The 20,264-nt window shown below is 35.9% G+C and carries 12 protein-coding genes and 1 tRNA gene; 2 read left to right on the forward strand and 11 right to left on the reverse strand.

Going from position 1 to position 20,264, the window contains the following annotated elements:
* Positions 1–13: 13 nt before the first annotated feature.
* From GQ45_RS07520 to GQ45_RS07535, 4 genes are all read right to left on the reverse strand, one after another.
* Positions 14–319, reverse strand: coding sequence for a hypothetical protein (locus tag GQ45_RS07520; protein WP_047416420.1), 306 nt, complete (start codon positions 317–319; stop codon positions 14–16).
* Between the two features lie 139 nt (positions 320–458).
* Positions 459–3,698, reverse strand: coding sequence for an efflux RND transporter permease subunit (locus GQ45_RS07525; RefSeq protein ID WP_081980901.1), 3,240 nt, complete (start codon positions 3,696–3,698; stop codon positions 459–461).
* A gap of 133 nt (positions 3,699–3,831) precedes the next feature.
* Positions 3,832–4,911: an efflux RND transporter periplasmic adaptor subunit gene (locus tag GQ45_RS07530; protein ID WP_047416422.1), complete on the reverse strand. Its 1,080-nt coding sequence runs from the start codon at positions 4,909–4,911 to the stop codon at positions 3,832–3,834.
* A 65-nt stretch (positions 4,912–4,976) separates the two neighbouring features.
* Positions 4,977–6,278, reverse strand: coding sequence for a TolC family protein (locus tag GQ45_RS07535; RefSeq protein ID WP_047416424.1), 1,302 nt, complete (start codon positions 6,276–6,278; stop codon positions 4,977–4,979).
* A 262-nt stretch (positions 6,279–6,540) separates the two neighbouring features.
* Between GQ45_RS07535 and GQ45_RS07540 the strand changes: the two genes are divergently transcribed.
* Positions 6,541–11,550 (forward strand): translocation/assembly module TamB, encoded by a 5,010-nt coding sequence (locus GQ45_RS07540; RefSeq protein ID WP_047416425.1) that lies wholly within the window; start codon positions 6,541–6,543, stop codon positions 11,548–11,550.
* Positions 11,551–11,609: 59 nt separating this feature from the next.
* A complete protein-coding gene (locus GQ45_RS07545) occupies positions 11,610–13,928 on the forward strand; it encodes a BamA/TamA family outer membrane protein (RefSeq protein ID WP_047416427.1) in 2,319 nt (772 codons plus the stop codon).
* Positions 13,929–14,188: 260 nt separating this feature from the next.
* Here the strand turns inward: GQ45_RS07545 and GQ45_RS07550 are convergent.
* The 7 genes from GQ45_RS07550 to GQ45_RS07580 all read right to left on the reverse strand — a co-directional run bounded on the left by GQ45_RS07550 (position 14,189) and on the right by GQ45_RS07580 (position 20,188).
* Positions 14,189–14,263, reverse strand: a tRNA-Val gene (locus tag GQ45_RS07550).
* An 80-nt stretch (positions 14,264–14,343) separates the two neighbouring features.
* Entirely contained in the window at positions 14,344–15,561 is a 1,218-nt protein-coding gene (locus tag GQ45_RS07555) for a folylpolyglutamate synthase/dihydrofolate synthase family protein (protein WP_047416429.1), read from the reverse strand.
* 3 nt (positions 15,562–15,564) lie between these two features.
* Positions 15,565–16,455 carry an energy transducer TonB gene (locus tag GQ45_RS07560; RefSeq protein WP_047416430.1) on the reverse strand — a complete coding sequence of 297 codons (891 nt, stop codon included), beginning with the start codon at positions 16,453–16,455 and terminating at the stop codon, positions 15,565–15,567.
* Entirely contained in the window at positions 16,455–16,841 is a 387-nt protein-coding gene (locus GQ45_RS07565; protein ID WP_047416432.1) for a biopolymer transporter ExbD, read from the reverse strand. Before GQ45_RS07565 ends, GQ45_RS07560 begins: the two co-directional genes overlap by 1 nt.
* 30 nt (positions 16,842–16,871) lie before the next feature.
* Positions 16,872–17,564 (reverse strand): MotA/TolQ/ExbB proton channel family protein, encoded by a 693-nt coding sequence (locus GQ45_RS07570; RefSeq protein WP_047416434.1) that lies wholly within the window; start codon positions 17,562–17,564, stop codon positions 16,872–16,874.
* Between the two features lie 49 nt (positions 17,565–17,613).
* Positions 17,614–18,948, reverse strand: a complete 1,335-nt coding sequence (gene nhaD, locus GQ45_RS07575; RefSeq protein ID WP_047416436.1) for a sodium:proton antiporter NhaD — start codon at positions 18,946–18,948, stop codon at positions 17,614–17,616.
* A 13-nt stretch (positions 18,949–18,961) separates the two neighbouring features.
* Positions 18,962–20,188, reverse strand: a complete 1,227-nt coding sequence (locus GQ45_RS07580) for a Glu/Leu/Phe/Val dehydrogenase dimerization domain-containing protein (protein WP_047416437.1) — start codon at positions 20,186–20,188, stop codon at positions 18,962–18,964.
* Between the last annotated feature and the right edge of the window lie 76 nt (positions 20,189–20,264).

Genomic DNA, 20,264 nt, shown 5'->3' on the forward strand with positions numbered 1-20,264 from the left:
ATTAATTTTAAGTTTATATACTTCTTTCAATAGGAACCACAACCGCTTTTATCGGGTTGTTTGTTTCTAAATTTTTATTGAATTTTTCAATCAATTCAAATAAGGCATCAATATTTATATCTTCTGTAAACGAAAAAAATAAATTCGATGCTACACCTTTCTTCTCACTCGGAAACCAACTTGATGTTTTTACCACCGAAGTAGGATTTTTAAAACCATCAATATCAGAACTGCTAAAGCTCTCAATATTGGCTTTTTTAAATAGTGTCAGAATATCTTTTTCGAATTCCTCCACCACGGTTACAATTAATAGTTTCATAGCTAAAATTTTAATTCATTCCCAAGAAGTAGGGAATTTGTTTATTTTTTAATATCTCTGTACACTTCCTGCAAGTGCTCATTTTTTTTATCAGTATCAGTCCTTCCACTTTTGCTAAGCATAGTAGATATGTCTGTGGCTAGGAGGCTTTTTCACCTTCTGTTTTCTCCCCAGCATCAACTCCCCCTTCGGGGGTCGGGGGGCTTATCATGTAATACACTAATGGCACCACCAATAAGGTAAGTATCGTCGATACAATGGTACCACCCATTAACGAAATCGCTAATCCTTGAAAAATAGGATCGAATAGGATGACAAATGCCCCAATCACTACTGTTCCTGCCGTTAACAAAATAGGAGTTGTACGCACTGCTCCAGCTTCAATAGCAGCTTGTTTTAAAGGAATACCCTCTGCTGTTCGAAGGTTGATAAAATCGATTAACAATACCGAGTTTCGAACCATAATACCGGCTAAGGCAATCATTCCGATAAAAGACGTTGCTGTAAAGAACGCTCCCATGATCCAGTGTCCTAGAATAATACCAATTAACGATAAGGGAATCGCAACCATCATTACAATTGGTGCTTTAAAGTTCTGGAACCATCCTACTATTAAAATGTAAATCAAAATAATTGCTCCTAAAAAGGCTATACCTAAATCTCTAAATACTTCTAATGTAATTTGCCATTCTCCATCCCATTTTACCGTATAATTATCTTCATATTCTGGCTGACCCAAATACATTTCGTTGAGTTCAAAACCTTGTGGTAAGGTAATTTCTTTCAACTTCTCCTCCATTCCTAAAATAGCATAGGCAGGACTTTCCAATTCTCCAGCCATATCCGCCATCACATAAACCACACGCTTTTGGTTTTTTCGGTAAATACTTTTTGCGGCTGTAGTTTCATTAATAGTCACCAAATCTGCAATTGGCACCAAATTGCCCTGTTTCGATTTCACTTTTAATTGTGAAATATCAGAAATCGTCGATTTTTCCTTTTCCTCTAAAGTCAAAACTAAACCAACTTGGTTAGCTGCATCTTCATCATATAAATTAGTGATGGCTCTGTTAGACAATGCCATATTCATGGTGTATGCGATTTGCTGTGGTGCCACACCATATAACATCGCTTTTTCTTTATTGATTTCAAATTGATATTCCGTTTGGTCTGCTTCAACCATCCAATCAACATCAACCACATCAACTGTATTTTGTAAAATATTCTTAACGCTGTTTGCAATTTTTATTTGCTCATCATAATCAGGTCCATAAACTTCAGCCACAATTGTTGATAAAACTGGTGGTCCGGGAGGCACTTCCACCAACTTGACGTTTGCATTATATTTTGCGGCTATTTTCTGAATATCTGGACGCAATAAGGAAGCAATATCATGACTTTGTGCAGAACGTTTGTCTTTCCCTATTAAATTCACTTGAATATCTGCCATATTAGATCCACCACGTAAATCGTAATGACGTACCAAACCGTTAAAGGTTATGGGTGCAGATGTACCCACATAATTCTGGTAATTCACAACTTCTGGTCGCGTAGATAAATATTGCGAAATCTCTTGAGTCACCACTCCGGTTCGTTCCAGAGTTGTACCTTCTGGCATATCAATGATTACCTGAAACTCATTTTTATTATCGAAAGGCAACATTTTTACAGCCACCGAATTGGTGAAAAACAAAGCCATCGTTCCCAGTAACACTAAGAATGTTCCCCCTAAAAACAACCAACGTTTTGTTTTACTTTCTAATAATGGCCCTTCAAATTTGTTATAAATTCTATAAATTAAAGTTTCTTCTAATGGTTTTTCTATTTTTTCTGGTTGTCCTTTTTTATCTTTTTCTCTCAAGAAAATTAAACCTAAATAAGGTGTTATGGTTAAGGCTACAAATAATGATAAAATCATCGCAATCGATGCTCCAATTGGCATTGGCGCCATGTATGGGCCCATTAATCCGGAAACAAAAGCCATAGGTAAAACCGAAGCAATCACCGTAAATGTTGCTAAAATTGTTGGGTTACCTACTTCATTAATCGCATATAAAGCCGCTTGTTTAAAAGGCAAGCGTTTCATCTTGAAATGCCTATGCATATTTTCGGCAATAATAATAGAATCATCCACCACAATACCTGTAACAAATACCAAAGCGAACAATGTAATTCGGTTTAACGTGTAGTCCATCATATAATAACTCAACAAGGTCAATGCAAACGTAATTGGAACCGATAAAAACACGACCAATCCACCTCGCCAACCCATTGCCAGCATCACTACCAAAGTTACTGCAAAGATAGTCCCTATAAGGTGCCACAACAATTCAGATACTTTTTGAGAAGCCGTTTCTCCATAGTTTCTACTAATTTCAACTTTTACATCATCAGGGATTAAAGTGGTACGTAAATGGTCGACCTTATCAATTATAATTTCCGAAATTTTCATCGCATCTGCGCCTTTTCGTTTGGAAACAGAAATAGTAACTGCAGGATATTCCGATTTATATTCGTCCGCTTTTACACTTCCTTTTCCAAACCCTAAACTCACATAATTTTGTGGTACTTCTGGACCATCAATAATTTTGGCAACTTGCTTTAAATAAATAGGCTGATTTTGTTGTACACCAACCACCAAATTTTCAACATCCGTAACCGTTTCCAAAAACTTTCCAGTATTAATCAAGAATTCAGAATCATTTTTATCAAAACTTCCTGAACTCAATTGGCTATTACTCGCGGTAATCATTTCAGAAACCGACAAGAAATCTAATCCGCTCGACGCCAATTTATCCTTATCTAAAACCACGCGCAACTGACGGTTTCTGCCACCAATTTTATGGGTAATTGCGACGTCATTTACTTTTTTTATCTCACTTTCTAATTCTTGTGCTATTTGGTTTAACTGGTAATCGTCGTAATTTTCACTCCATAAGGTTAAACCCAACATGGGCACATCGTCAATCGCTCTAGTTTTGACCAACGGAAACGTAACACCAGCTGGCATTTGGTCCATATGTTTGTTAATTTCGTTGTATAATTTCACGAAAGAACGCTCAATATCTTCGCCAACATAAAACTGTACGATCACCATTCCTTGCTCTTTCATAGAGGTGGAATACACATATTCTACACCTTTAATATTCGAAATTAATTGCTCTAATGGCTTTATCACGCGTGATTCAACTTCCGTTGGACTTGCCCCCGGATAACCCACAAAAATGTCTGCCATTGGCACATCAATTTGCGGTTCTTCCTCACGTGGAATTAAAAACGAACTCCATACCCCAACAACCATAAATACAATCATTAACAAGACTGTTAACTTAGATTGCATAAAGACTTTGGCAATTTTTCCTGCGATACCTTCTTTCATAATGAGCCCCTTTAATTCCCCAAAGGGGAAAAACTAGTACGGGATATTTTTTAGTTACTATTTACTTTTTTTGAATACCTACACCGTTATTTGAAACCTTGCAGGATATATTGAAAACTATGACTGAGACTGCTTACTGCACTGTTATTTTAGCACCGTTGTAAAGCTTTCCTTCGGCTGAAACGATGTACGCTTCATCTGAATGTAAACCAGATAAAACTTCTACCTGGTTTCCATAAGTTCTACCCAAACGCAACCAACGTAAAATTGCTGTATTGCTTTGACTTACCGTATACACTCCAGATAATTGTCCGTTGGTAATAATAGCTTCAATTGGGATTAAAACCAGTTCGGTTTTTGCCTTTCGTTCTACTGGAAACTGAACCGTTGTAAACATTCCTGATAAAATAGCAGCATCTGTTTTGTCTAAATCTATTTTTACTAAATATTGCCCACCCGTATTTTTAGCAGATGTACTTACTTCGCTTACCTTACCTTTTATAGTTTGGTTAATAGATTTTACTAAAACAGCTACCGTTGATCCATTTTTTATTTCAGAAATTTCTGTTTCAGGAACCATTGCCATTACTTCAAAATTACCAGGTGCTTCGATACTTATTAGTGGCATTCCTGGATTCGCCATGTTTCCAGCTTCCACATTTTTGCTTGTTACTATTCCGCTAAAAGGTGCTGTAATATTACTGTATGTAAATTGTGCATTGACTTCGTTTTTCATTTGCTTAGCCGATTCTAATTGTGCTTTTGCTATTTCGAAATTAGCTGTCATATCATCCATTTCTTTTTGTGATGCACTTTTGTCTGCAAACAAACTTTTAAAGCGGTTGTAATCTTTTTGAGCATTCTCAAAACCAACAGTTGCCTGTGTAATGCCAGCATTTACTTGTGCACGTTTTGCTTGTAAATCGGCATTATTAATCGATACTAATAATTGTCCTTTTTGTACTTTATCTCCAACATTTACGTGTACCTTATCAACGTAGCCCATCATTCTAGTGCTTAAATCTGCACTATTTGTTGCTTCAATTTTTCCGCTTACTGATAGGAAGGGACTGTTTTCATTAGCTTCAACCTGACTAGTTTTAACAGCAATTGCGGGTGTATTATCTGCAATGGCTTTTTTGTCTTCGCTTCCACAGCTAGCCAGCAACAAGGTTAAAGAAAATGCTACAATGGTATTTATTTTTATATTCATTTTATATGTTTTTTAGATCAAGCTTGTTCGTCTTTAATTTTGGTTCTTTTTTCTTGTTTCTCTTTTTATTCTTTAGTTAAAAATTGCACATACGCTAAAGCGTAATTATGATTGAAAATTGTAGTAAAATATTCTAAATGTTTCTGTGCAAATTGTGTTTCTGCCGCCAGTAAATCGGTTGTTTTTTCTAAACCTTGTTCAAACCTATTTTTTCGAATTCTTAAAGATTCTTGGGTTTGAGATAAAGCAAGCGTCGTGAGCTCCAAATTATTTTTTGCATCTTGCAGCATACGTTTTGCTCTGTTTAATTCTACTTGACTTTCAGCTTTGTATTGGTCTAATTCTAATTTAGATTTCTCAAATTCGGCCTTACTCTTTTTAAATTTTCCAAAACGCTTTCCGCCTTCAAATAGTGTCCATGTTAATGCTGCTCCTACTAAATAACCATCAGTGGCACCTTTAAATAGTTCATCATCATGAAGTTCATAGGTTCCGAAAGCATTAAGACTTGGCAAAAAACTCATCTGATCTGCTTTATGCATATCGCTATAGGCCTTAGTTGCCGATTCCATAGCCAGAATATCTGTTCTAGTTTCAGAGAAAAACATAGTTTTTGTGTCAGCCGATGCTATTGTCAATGAATCTGAAGGTTGTAACATAGCATAGGTATCATCATTCATTAAAACAGATAGACCATTAGAAGCGTTTTGAATGTTACTTTTTGCGTATTGTAACTGATTTTCTATTTCCGTAACACGAACCTCAACAGCCAAAACATCAGATTTTTGCAAATAGCCTTGAACAAAGTTGTTCGTCGCAATTCGCTTATTTTCTAGAGCTGTTATCTTAGCCTTCTCCAGAACTTCTACTGCTTTATAGGCTAGTTGCAATTGCATATAGGCCTTTTCAACTTCTAATTCTAAATAATCATTTACACGATTTGCTTGTAATTCTGTGGCATTTAATTTTGCTTTTGCCGCTTTACGCTGATAAAAACCATCGAAATTTAACAAGGGTTGCGCTACCGTAATTCTGGTAGCGTAATCTTGAACTTCCGAGGGGTTATTTAATATCGCAGGATTAAAATCGCCTTGTGTTAAAATACCTTGATTTAATTTACTACCGAAAGCCATAAGTGGATTGGTGGTTGCTATTGCCGTATGTGAGGCACTAATATTTGGCAATAAAACTGCGTTTGTCTGTTCATAATCACCTTTTGCCATCAGAACATCTTGCTCAGACATTTTTATAGTGTTGTTGCGCTCTTGCACTGCTGCTAAAACATCAGCTTTTGAAACAACTATCATTTCTTGAGCTCCTAGATAAAATTGAAATAATAAAAAAAACAGAACTAGAATATTTCTCATTGACTTGGATTTATTTTTATGCAAAATTAACCTAGATTCAAACCTAAGTCAGTAACCTTTGTTACAGTAGTAAAGAATAATTTAAAGCTGCGTAATTTACATGAAAAAGTTGCTGCTATTTTATTCCTTTATTCTATACCCTTTGAAGTAATAATATTATGGAATAAGACATCTAGAACAACTATTTCTAATTAATTTTGAAAAAAGTCAGAAGTGTTAAAAATTAAGCCTGTTCTTCTTGAACCAAATTTTAAAGTAGCAAATGCAAAAGAAAAAAAGTAATTATCGTTTTCTAAGACGCATTTTAAGGCTTATTGTTGTACTTATTTTATTGATTTTTGGTTTGTTATTATTTATAAGAAGTCCATGGGGTCAAAGCATTATTGTCGCTAAAGCTACTCGCTTTGTCGCCAACAAAACAGGCACAAAAGTTGAAATTAAAAAACTTTTTATCACTTTTTCCGGAAACGCTTTTATAGAAGGTTTATATCTAGAAGACAAAAAAGGAGATACATTAATCTATTCAAAATCACTCGAAGCCAATATTCCTATCGCTCCTATATTATTTCAAAATAGTATCGCTATAAAATCTTTGAACTGGGATGGTTTACAGGCTAATATTTCTAGAGATGAAGGATCAGAAGATTACAATTTTAGTTTTTTGATAGACGCATTTGCTTCTACTGATACTACAACTACAGATACTACAACACAAATTGAGCCCATAAAAATTGATATAGGCACTCTAGATTTCACCAATTTCAAAATCGATTTTAGGGACGAATTCGCTGGTTTATTTGCAAAATTAAACTTAGAAACTTTATTGCTTTCTTTTGATAAAATAGATCTAAATGCTATGGCCTTTGAAGTTGATAAAATTATACTTAGCAATACCAATATCAACTATAGCCAAACAAAACCTAGTCTTTCAGACGAAACGACAACGGCAACGTTACCATATATCAAAATAAATGATTTAAAATTTAAGAATGTAAATGCTATTTACGAGTCACAACTCGATGGTTTTGGGGCAAACATTTTTCTTAATGAATTTCAACTAAAATTACCAAAAGCGGATCTTGCAAAAAACAGCTTTCATTCCTCCGCACTCAAGCTAAAAAATTCATCTATTGCTTTAAAGCAAAGAAGTGTAAATCTCAAAGATTCCACATCCAGGGTAGCTACCACTAATTTTGAGTGGCCTGAATTTTTTATTAAAGCAGAAGATATCGATGTTGAAAACAATACGATTAGCTACGTTCAAAATGAAAATTCTGATCTTAAAAATGAATTTAATCCCGAAAACCTGAAGTTTGAAAATTTTAACTTAAAGCTCAAAAAATTAAACTATGAACCTGAAAAGGCAAATGTAGACCTTCAAAAACTGTCTTTTAGAGAACAAAGTGGTTTTCAATTACAAAACTTCAGTATTGATGCAAATTTGAATAATACCTCAGCATCTGTAGTTAAATTAAACGTACTAACCAATAGGAGTAGTTTAAATGGCATCCTAAATTTATCGTATAGCTCTCTTTCGAATCTTCTAAAACAAACCAAAAACTCAAGGATTAAAGCTGAATTGTCAGACTTTAAAATCGATTTAACTGACGCCTTATATTTTAAACCTGAGCTTAGAAACAATACTAATTTTATAAAAGCATCCCATGAAACTATAAGCGGAAATTTAAAAGCCGAAGGTACTTTACAGCAATTAAATATTGCTGACTTTAAGCTGTTATGGGGAGAGAACACCTCGCTTTTGGCCAAAGGTTCACTTAAAAACCTCACGGATACAGCTACTTTAGAATTCGATTTCAACAACATAGAAGCGAGAACAAACAGTGCAACAATACTAAGGTTTATTCCTCAAGACAGCTTAGGCATATCAATTCCTCCTACACTTTTTCTAAGCGCTAAGGCGCAAGGGAAACTAAATGATATCACTGCTGACGCGTTCTTAAAAACGAGTGAAGGAACTATTAATCTTACCGGTAATTTTAAAAATTCTTCCACTATCGAATTTAAGGGAAACCTTGCCGTTGACAGCTTGCAATTAGGAAAAATTCTCAATAACGAACAACTGGGAATACTCGATTTTACCTTAGATTTTGATGGTAAAGGCAGTAGCCTAAACAGCCTAAATGGAAAACTAAAGGCCGAATTTGAGCAATTAACTTTTAATGACTATGATTTTTCGAACCTAGAGGTAGACGGAACCATTGTTGACGGGAAGGGCGCTATCAATGCCGATTTTAAGGATGAAAACTTAAACTTAAGGTCTAAGGCAACAATTGTTCTTGATCCACTCACTACGGCTATAAAGTTAAAAGTGAATTTAATAGGAGCTGATCTATTGCGCTTAGGTTTTTCAGAAGAAGATATTAAAATTGCAGTAGAACTAGAGGCCGATCTAAAAAATAGCCCTGAGAATTTTAATTTAGATGCTCAAGTTTTTAATGGGGTTGCAGTATACGAAAACCAACAGTACCGATTGAGTACTATTGACATTAGCTCAAAAATTAATGAATTTACTACCGAGGCCCGTATTGAAAGTGATTTTCTAAAAGGAAATTTAAAAGCAAATGCGTCACCTTCAGCCCTAACCAAAGCCCTAACCAAGCAGTTCAAAAATTATTTTTCAGATAGTCTGCCTCAAATTTCACAAACCGATAGTGTTCAATTAAACTTTAAATTAAGCTTGCTGCCAGACCCTATTATCACCAAAGTATTTTTTAAGGAAATAAAACAGCTAGATAGTATATATGTACAGGCTGATTTTGATGCGCAAACAAAAAAACTAAACGCCAAACTACAAATACCTACCGCAAATTACAATGGCGTCACTTTAGATAGCCTTGCTGTTGATATTGTTGGTGATGCAGAAAATTTGAAATTTTCCGCTGGTTTTGAAAAGATAAACGCGTATCCTGTGATGATCAAAAAAACAGCATTGACTGGCGTTTTAGAGGATAAAAAACTACAATTAAATTTTAAAGCGAACAACGAGAAAGAACTATTGGTGCGTATTAGCTCAGAAGTTACGATGAAAAACGACATGCTTAAATTCTATGTCAATCCATCAAACTTGGTTTTAAACGCAAAAAAATGGATGCTACCAGAAACGAATGAAATATCAGTGCTAGATGGGGATTTAAATTTTAAAGATTTTATACTGAATCGAGAAACTCAAGAAATAGCTATTAGCAATCGTATGGATGGCATTGAGAAAAAACATTTAGGTATCCGTTTTACAAACTTTAAACTTCAAAGCCTCTTAAGTATTTTAAACTCTGATGAAGCATTGGCATCCGGGATCGTAAACGGAACCTTTATTTTGGAAGATAACAATGGTGCTTCGGGCATTATTGCTAATTTCAATATTTTAGACCTTCAAGCTTTAGAAATTCCCTTAGGAAATTTAAACCTCAACGCAACTTCTAAAAATACGAATAGCTATAATTTTGATTTAGCCTTAAAAGATGCAGGTATCAATTTAAATTTAAATGGAGATTATACCGCTGCAGCAACAGGGGCAGTTTTAAATTTAGACTTGAATCTTGATAAAATAGAACTCAAAACACTTGAAAAATTCTCTAAGGGAAGTATTAAAAATACAGAAGGTTTTCTTTCAGGAAACATTGATGTTTCTGGAACAACAAGCGCGCCCGAATATGAAGGAATTATTAAATTTAACAGTACTAAATTCACTATTGCTGCTTTAAACACCCCTTTTAAAATCACGGACGAATCACTCAGAATAAATAATAAAGGTTTGTATTTTGACACCTTTTCAATGGCTGATGTCAATAATAATACCTTTAGCCTAACAGGGAGTATCACTTCTGAAAATCCTATAAATCCTACTTTTGATATTCAGCTAAAGGCAGAACAATTTCAAGTTTTGAACTCCACAATCGAAGATAATAGCTTATTTTATGGGCAAGCTAGTTTTGATGCTGATATGAGCCTAAAAGGCAATCTAAAGCTGCCCAAAGTAGCTGGAAAATTGCGTGTTCGAAAAATAACTGATGTAACCTATGTTATTCCTGAGTCGCAATTAGATGTACAGGAACGAGATGGAGTAGTTATTTTCGTGAACCGCGAGAATCCCGATAATATTCTGACCCGTAACGATGAGCAAGAAAAACTACCCTTTTTTAGAGGTTTTGATGTAAAAACTATTTTAGAAATAGCCGACGACGCAAAATTTAATGTGATTATCGATGAAAAAACAGGAGATAATCTGGCTGTTTCAGGGGATGCAAGTCTTAACTTAAGCATAGAACCGAACGGAAGAGTAAATCTCAGCGGTAGGTATGAATTAAATTCTGGTCACTATGAAACAAATTTGTACAATTTAGTCAGTCGTAGATTTGAAATTAACCCAGGAAGTACAATCACCTGGCAAGGAAATCCTCAGGATGCAAAACTAGATGTAACAGCAGTGTACAAGGTAGAAACCTCGGCATCGCCCTTAATGTCAAGCCTTACTTCAGGGCAAGATATTAGTCAAACAAGAAAATACCAACAAGTACTGCCTTTTGTCGTGTATTTGAATGTAGATGGGGAATTACTGGAGCCGCAATTATCTTTTGGACTAGATATGCCTAGAGATGAACAAGGTGCGCTGGGAGGTGCCGTTTATGGCCGAGTGCAACAACTCAACCAACAAGAAGATGAGTTGAACCGACAGGTTTTTTCTCTTTTAGCCTTGAATCGTTTTTTTCCTGATACAGGGAGTGATGGAAGTAGCGGGGGAACCGCAGCCATTGCTCGGGATAATGTAAATAGAGTATTATCAGATCAATTGAATGTGTTTTCTAGCGAAATACTCGGCAACTCTGGGTTTGATCTCGATTTTGACCTCGATAGCTTTACCGATTATCAGGGAGAAAACCCACAAGACAGGACACAATTAAATATAAATGCCAAGCAGAAATTATTTAACGACCGACTTATTGTTTCCGCAGGAAGCGCTGTTGATGTAGAAGGAAGTGCGCAAGCCGGACAAGAACCCACACCAATTATTGGCAATGTAAACCTTGAATATTTATTGACAAAAGATGGCAGATACCGACTCAGGGGCTTTAGAAAAAATGAATATGAAAATATCATTGACGGACAATTGATTGTGACCGGTGTGGCCCTTATTTTTAATCGAGAATTCAATAAATTTAGCCAGTTATTTAATCCTTTAAAGGATGAAAACAATAAAATCAAAAACGAAGACGAAGACAAAGACAAAGACGAAGACGAAGACAAAGACAAGTAAAAATATATTCAGCATAAACAGATGACCACCTCCGTGGGAATTAGGAAAGAAAATAAGCCTTGAAGCAAACAAAAACATACCCGCAAATTATCGTCATTTTACTCCTTATGATGCTACAATCCTGTAGCCTTAGTAAATTTATTCCCGAGGATGAAATGCTATATACTGGAGCAGCAGTAGCCATCGTAGCAAATGATAGTCTAGAACTATCAAAAAATATGGAAAGTGAATTAGAAAATTTACTTACACCAGAACCCAATACCAGCTTTTTAGGAATGCGATTAGGACTGTATTATCATTACAAAGCACAAAAGAAAAATCCTGGATTCATCAATAAATGGTTGAATAAAAAAATTGGTGAAGCACCTGTTTACTTATCTCAAGTAAATACACAGCGCGTTGAAACACTTATTTTAAACAGGTTAGATAATAACGGTTTTTTCTACAGTAAGGTCAGCTCAGAAATTGCAACTAAAAAAAAGTTTGCCCAAATAAATTATAACACAACACCCACAGCGCCCTATGTGCTTAATGAGCTTAAACTAGATACCATTGCGGCTCCGCTTTACAGCGAAATAGCTGAAATACTAAAAAATACAGCATTAAAGGCAGGAACTAGATTTAATCTTGATGCCATGAAATTTGAGCGAGAACGTATTGACCATACATTAAAGCAAAAAGGATATTATAATTTTAATCCAGATTTTTTAATTTTTGAAGCAGACACCAATCGCTATAAAGAAAAAAAGTTTGATTTATTTTTGCGGCTAAAAAAAGGAACACCAAAAAAATCTATAATACCTTACATCATAGATTCTATAACAGTGTACCCGAACTACGCTATTGAAAGTGACACCTTGACCCCTAAGAATAACAAGACTGTTGTGAATGATATTCACTTTATACAAAAAGAACGGTATTTTAAACCCGATGTATTAGAAGCCTACATTTTATTGGAAAAAGGACAAAAATATAATCCAGAAACTGCTCGTTTAACCAGTAATAGACTTTCGGCATTAGGAAATTACAAGTTCGTCAACTTACGTTTTAATGAAAAAGATACTACCGCCGTGGACTTGGAAGGAAGGCTATCTGCGGATTTGTTTTTATCACCACTTACCAAAAGGGCATTACGAGCAGAACTTCAAGCGGTAACAAAATCTAATGGTTTTGCCGGCCCTGGAATTGCGGCTAGCTATACCAATAGAAATGTTTTTAACGGAGGAGAACGCATCAGTATTTCTGCAAATTTTGCCTATGAAACACAAATTGCAAACAGCAGTGCAGGCTTAAGTAGTACCGCCTTGGGTTTAAAAACAGATCTGATTTTACCAAGATTAATCCCATTTTCACCTAAAAGATTCAAATATGCTGTGCCCAGCACCAAAATAAGTTTAGGAGCTGACTTACTCCAGAGAAGCAAATTATATACCTTAGCTTCCTTTAATACCTCGTTTGGGTATGAATGGAAAGCGAATAAATACGTTTTTCATGACTTAAACCCTATCCGAATTACCTATGTAAACCTTTCGAATACCACCGATGAATTTGATGCCATATTAGAGAAAAATTCGTTTTTATCCAACAGTTTTGAGCAACAATTTATTGCAGGCTTGAACTATACTTTTTCTTATAATGAACTTGCCGATAAAAGAAAAAATAATCCTATTTATGTTGCTACCAGTATAGATCTTGCAGGAAACACATTGAGTTTATTAAGTGGTGGGAAAAAGAAGGTTTTAGGCTTAGAATATGCTCAATACAGCAAAGCAGATGTTGATTTTAGGTACTATTTTAAAACAGGAAAAGAACAAACACTTATTTCAAGAATTTATGCCGGCTGGGGAATCCCTTACGGAAACTCTAGTACGCTGCCTTTTGTAAAGCAGTTTTTTTCAGGCGGGCCCTATAGCGTTAGAGCATTTCAAATTCGATCGCTAGGACCGGGAACTTTTAGCTCCGAAACGAGTCCAAATACCACTACATTTTTTGATCAATCCGCAAATTTAAAACTAGAAGCTAATGTAGAATATAGATTCCCCATATGGTCTTATTTTAAAGGGGCACTATTTGCCGACGCCGGTAATATTTGGTTAACCAACGAAATACCCATAGCTACCGATGCTTCTGCAGAAAGCATAGCCTTTACTAATGAATTTACAGAGAAAGGAAAATTTGGTACTGATTGGGTAAAAGAATTGGGTATTGGTGTAGGTTTTGGATTAAGGGTAGATGTACAAAGTTTTGTCATCCGATTTGATTTAGCGTCTCCATTACAAGTCCCCTATTTTGAAGAAGGCGATAGGCTAAGAACTCCTTTTTTCGGCGGTGGAGCTAATAATCTTATCTTTAATTTTGCGATTGGCTATCCCTTTTAAAAAACTTTAATAGCTTACATTTCTATAAAATTGAACCGCTATGCCTTTTTTACCTTTGAGCCTATGAAGATCATTGCAAAGTACAGGTGATAAACCTGTAGGCTTGGTCTATGCACATGATATACCAACGCACAATTTCGTTCTATCATGAATGCCACAACTTTTGTACAAATACCTAAAATTAGCAGTAGGAAGAATTGTTGTACTGATGAAAATACAAAAAGCCTTTCAATTTCTTGAAAGGCTTGTCTTTGTTACTGTGGGCCCTGTAGGATTCGAACCTACGACCCCCTGCTTGTAAGGCAGGTGCTCTAAACCAACTGAGCTAAGAGCCCGATTTGCTCATCGTTGTTTGATTAAGCGAGTGCAAATATAGAATAGTTTTTGATATTGCAAAAGAAAAAAATAATAAATTTTAAACAACTTCTGCAACCACAAAGGTACTGCCTCCAATATAAATAAAATCATTTTGTTTTGCATTTTCTAAAGCTGCTTCAAATGCTTTATTTACAGTGCTATAGGAATCACCAAATAGACCAAACACTTCAAATTTATCTTTTAAAATTTCCACCTCCAAACCTCTTTCAATGGCGGGTTTACAAAAATAATATTTTGCATTTTTTGGAAATAGCGGCGCAATAGCCTTCAAATCTTTGTCTTTTACAAAACCCAGCACCAAGTGTAAAGCATCAAAGCTTTGTTTTTGCACTTGTTGCATGACCAGCTTGAGTCCTTCTGCATTGTGTGCTGTGTCGCAAACAACTTTTGGATGTTCAGAAAGTATTTGCCATCGACCCAGTAAGCCCGTATTTGCAATGACATTTAAGAATCCGTTCTTAAGGTTTTCTTCGCTTACTTGATACCCTTTTAAAACTTTAAATACTCCTAAAACTCCTTTATTATTCTTGGCTTGATAGTCCCCTAACAATGCGCTTGGGTATTGCGCTATCCCAGAGAACTCTTCATCGGCAAATAAAATTTCCGCATGATGCTGTAGGGCTACCTTTTTAAAAACTTCCCGTGTTTCGGGCTGTGTTTCACTAATCACCACGGGGCAATTTGGCTTTATAATTCCTGCTTTCTCAAAAGCGATTTTTTCAAGGGTGTCACCAAGAATATCGACATGATCAAAACCAATATTCGTAATCAATGAAACTTCTGGAGTAATAATATTGGTTGAATCTAAACGCCCCCCCAAACCAACTTCTATTACAGCTATATCGACTTTTTTTGATGCAAAATAATCGAATGCCATACCAACGGTCATCTCAAAAAAAGAAAGTTTATTTTTTTGAAGGTACTCTAAGTTCGTTTCAATAAAATCGACCACCTTTTGTTTGGGAATTACTTTCCCATTAATTTTAATACGCTCTCTAAAATCTTTTAAATGTGGGGAAGTATACAAGCCAACGGAATAGCCTGCCTCTTGTAAAATAGAAGCTATCAAATGGCTGCTAGAACCTTTTCCATTGGTTCCTGCCACATGTATGGTTTTGATTTTCTTTTCAGGGTGATGAAGGTGTGCAACAAAAGATACAATGGCTTCTAACTTACCAGAATGCGCAGAGACGCCTTTATGCTGGTACATGGGAAGCTGGGCAAACATCCAGCTTAAAACCTCTGTATACGTCATGGATTACTCTCGTAATTTAAAATTGATGACGACAAAACCTACTTGTTGGCTAGGGGCGTTGGCATCTGGCTTCCAAGTATGTGAACGTGCGGTAAGCTCTGCGGGTTTCATTAAACAAGGGTTCGTATTGGTAGTTCCCTTTACTCCGGGTGTAGCACTAATCACTTTACCAGACCTATCAACAACAATTTTAACGACAACTCTACCCTCTTCATTACAATCTTGTTGCACAGAACTGTTCCCAACTAAACTTCTGCCATTTAATCCATAACCGCCAGTACCTCCATTACCAGAACCTGGGGCTCCGTAATAACTCGTTGCATAAGGATCTCCATTAGGGTTTCCTTTGTCACCGGCTTGGGTATCTGTACCTTCGCTTCCACTTGCGGAACCGTCAGACTTATTCAGGCCACCCATGAGTTCGTCTAACTTTCGCTTCTTAGCGTCTTGCTCTTTTTGTGCCTTTTCTTGTGCTTCTTTTTTCTCCAATTCAATTCGATCAGCTTCCGCTTGTGCTGCTTTCGCAACAGCATCTGCCTTACGTTTCGCCTCCTTTTGTTGCTTGATTACAATCGATTCTTCACTCTCTTGGGTAAGTACTTTTTCAGAGGCCTGTTCTTTAGCTGAAACTTCTTTGGGTACCATCTCTTCTACTTTTTCTTGCTGACTTGGTGGCGTTATGGGTTTGTCTAAAGGTTCTGATTTTATTTTCTCTTTGGGCTGTACGTCTCCACTACCAAATTCGGTTGTACCAAAATTGATGGCAATTCCTTTTTCAATAGGCGGGTCTAAATAGCTTAATCCTATATAAAAAAGCAAAACAAGTAATACACTTAACAAAATAGAGGTAAGTGTAAATGATTTTTTCTTATGTTTTGTGTCTAGTAATGGCATTATTTTGGGCGCACTGCCAAAATTACCTTGTAATTATTCTTATTTGCAATATCCATAACGTTCACAGCTTCTCTAATCGCAACGCTTTCTTCTGCTCTAAGAATTATAGTAGGGTCCTCTTGTCCTTTTAATGCTTTTTTTAGTTCAATTTCAATATATTCTCCGTTTATTCTCTGATTATTCACAAAGTACTGTAAATCTTTATCAATACTGACAGAAACATTCTGTGTGTTCGTTGACTTGCCTTTTGCTTTCGGCAACAGTAAATCTAATGCGTTTGGTGAGTTAGAAGTCAACATAAAGAAGACCAATAACAAAAAAACGATATCTGTCATCGACGACATGCTGAAATCTGGACTTACTTTATTTCTACCTTTTAGTTTCATCTTATTTTTATTTTGTACGTTTCGATGAAATTAAAGTGGTTCATTCAACAAGTCTAAGAAATCAACCGCATTCGCTTCCATTTTATGCACTACTTTATCGGTTCTATTCACTAGATGATTATAGCCAATATACGCAATAATCCCGACAATTAAACCTGCAACCGTTGTGGTCATCGCTGTATAAATACCCGATGCCAAGGAACCCATTTCTGCTTGTCCGCCACTTGATGCCATCTGATGAAAAGCTAAAATCATACCAATTACAGTTCCTAAGAAACCAATCATTGGCGCTGCTCCGGCCACCGTAGCTAAAACACTTACGTTCTTTTCTAATTTGTATACTTCTAAGGTACCCGCATTTTCAATGGCGGTGTTAATATCATCCAAAGGTTTTCCTATACGTGAAATTCCTTTTTCTGTTAAACGAGCAACAGGAGAATCTGTTTGTGCGCACAATAGTTTTGCCGCTTCCAATTTTCCGTTCGATACATGGTCTCGAATCTGATTCATAAAGTTTTTATCAATCTTAGAGGCCGCCTTAATGGCAAACAAACGTTCAAAATAAATATATAATGCCACAAAAAGCATTACAAATAAAACAGAGATAATAATGATACTTCCCATACCACCACCGACAATCAAATCGATTATAGATAAAGTTTTCTCTTCAGCAATAGGTTCTCCAATTTGAGCTTCATTCACAAGGTCTTGAAACAATGACATACACTAATTATATTTAAGTTGTGTTTATAACGGTATTTTATCGATTAAATTATACGTTCAAGACAAAATCTCGCATCAAAATAAAAACACCTGCTCCAGCAACAAAACCAATCAAGGCTAACCAAGCAATATTCTTTAAATACCAAAAGAAATCTATTTTCTCCATACCCATAGCAACCACTCCAGCAGCTGAGCCAATAATTAACATACTGCCCCCTGTTCCTGCAGAATAAGCGATAAAATGCCATAATGGATTGTCCATGTTTTCGGAGAACATTCCCATACTGGCAGCAACCAAGGGTACGTTATCTATCACGGCCGAGCCAATACCAAAAAGCATAACTACAATGTCGGTATTCGGAATCGCCTCGTTTAAACTACCTGCTGCATGAAATAAAATACCCAATGATTCTAAAGCCGCAACGGCTAGTAAGATTCCTAAGAAGAATAATATGCTTGGTAATTCAATTTTTGACAAAGAATGATGTACAGGACTGTGATGACCAGCAGCCTCTCCTTCTCCTCCATCTAAAGTGGTAATATTAAATTTAGATTTACTAAATATCTCCGCAAAAGTAGCTACAACAGCTAGGGATAGCATCATGCCTACATAAGGAGGTAAATGTGTTACCGTCTTAAAAAGAGGCACAAAAACAATAGCTCCCAGTCCTAAATACAACATCGTTGAACCATATTTTGATTTCACCACTTCTTCTTCAAGGCTACCATCAATCTGACCTTGAAAAACTTTAAATCTACTGGCCACAAGTACTGGAACAACCATACAAACAATAGACGGTATTAACACATGTTCAATAAGCTGTAAGGCAGAAACTTTATTGGCTATCCATAGCATGGTCGTGGTAACATCTCCAATCGGCGACCAGGCACCGCCTGCATTTGCTGCAACAATAATAATACCCGCAAACCATAAGCGTGTCTCGCGTTCTTTAATTACTTTTTGCAAAATGGTTATTAAAACAATCGTGGCTGTTAAATTATCTATGATAGCAGATAATATAAATGCTAAAATTGAAAATAACCAAAGTAATTTTCTTTTACTTTTAGTTTTTATAAACCCCTTAATAGTTGCAAAACCATCGAAGTAATCTATTATTTCTACAATAGTCATGGCACCCAGCAGGAAAAATAGAATTTCAGCTGTTTTCCCAAGATGATGTAGTAGAATTTCATCAATGTGCGAGGGCTCCAATTCCCTTAATTCAGTATTCACCTCAAAAACTGGCATATGAGCCAATGCAATAATCGCCCATAACAAAGCCATCATAGCTAATGCAGGAATAAGTTTGTCTATTTTAAGATTATGTTCTAAGGTTATAGCTAGGTATCCTAAAACAAATACAATTACAATAATGGTTTCCATAGAGTGATTAAATTTAAATTAATTGTTTTAATGCTATTTCAAAAGCTGTTTTGCTTAAGTTTGTTTTTGTGGAATTTTGTTTAAAGATATTCAAAATTGCATTTTGAATGGTCACGGAAGTATCATTAAATATTAAATCGTCATCCATGGCGACCCTACCTTCCATGAAATAAGCGAAGACCCTAGCCATACCACAATTTGAAATAAAATCTGGTATTAGACTTACTTGCTCATCTGTATATTCCATAATGGGACCAAAAAAGATTTCTTTATCTGCAAAAGGAACGTTTGCTCCGCAGGTAATCACTTCTAATCCCGATGTTATCATTCTAGTAATTTGTGCTTTTGTCACCAATCGAGATGCAGCACAAGGGGCAAAAATTTCGGCTTTTAAATCCCAAATACGTTCATTTATTTCCTCAAAAGGTATCATTTCACTGGATACTAAAGTATTGCCATCTTTGTTTTTATACAGCGCTACGATTTCCTCAAAAGTAAATCCTTCTTCATTTATCACACCACCTACCCTGTCTATGACACCAACAACCTTAGCTCCCATTTTTGACAAATAAAAAGCAGCGGCAGCGCCTACATTTCCAAAACCTTGTACTATAGCCTTTTTACCCACCACAGATCCACCAAAAATATCGTAATAGTGCTTTACCGCTTCTGCTACACCATAGCCTGTTATCATATCTGCTACTGTGTACTTTCGTGCAATATCAGGAGAATAATTATTCGCCTCTAAAACCTTGATAACACCGAGTCTTAATTGACCTATTCTATTTATTTTATCAGCCTCAGTAGGTTTAAAATGACCATTAAACACTCCTTCTTGAGGGTGCCACACGCCAGCATCTTCCGTAATTGGTATTACTTCGTGTATCTCATCAATGTTTAAATCTCCTCCTGTGCCATAATAACTTTTAAGCAAAGGGGCTACTGCATGGTACCAACGTTCTAAAACTCCCTTTTTTCTCGGATCTTTCGGGTTAAAGTTAATTCCAGATTTTGCTCCTCCAATCGGTGGTCCAGAAACTGTAAATTTAACTTCCATTGTTTTTGCCAGCGACAAAACTTCATTTACGTCAAGTCCTTCACGCATTCTAGTGCCTCCACCAGCCGCTCCTCCTCGAAGTGAGTTGATAACCGTCCAACCTTCTGCTTCTGTTTCTGGGTCTTTCCAATGAAAAACTATTTCTGGTGCCTTATTCTCGTATTTTAAAAGTAAATCTTTCAAGTATTTGATGTATTAAATTAATTTGACTAAACTAGTTTTTTACGCTGTATGTTTCGGAAGTAGTATTGAATAGCAC

The organism is Cellulophaga sp. Hel_I_12 (genome assembly GCF_000799565.1).
In the GTDB taxonomy this organism is placed as follows: Bacteria; Bacteroidota; Bacteroidia; order Flavobacteriales; family Flavobacteriaceae; genus Cellulophaga.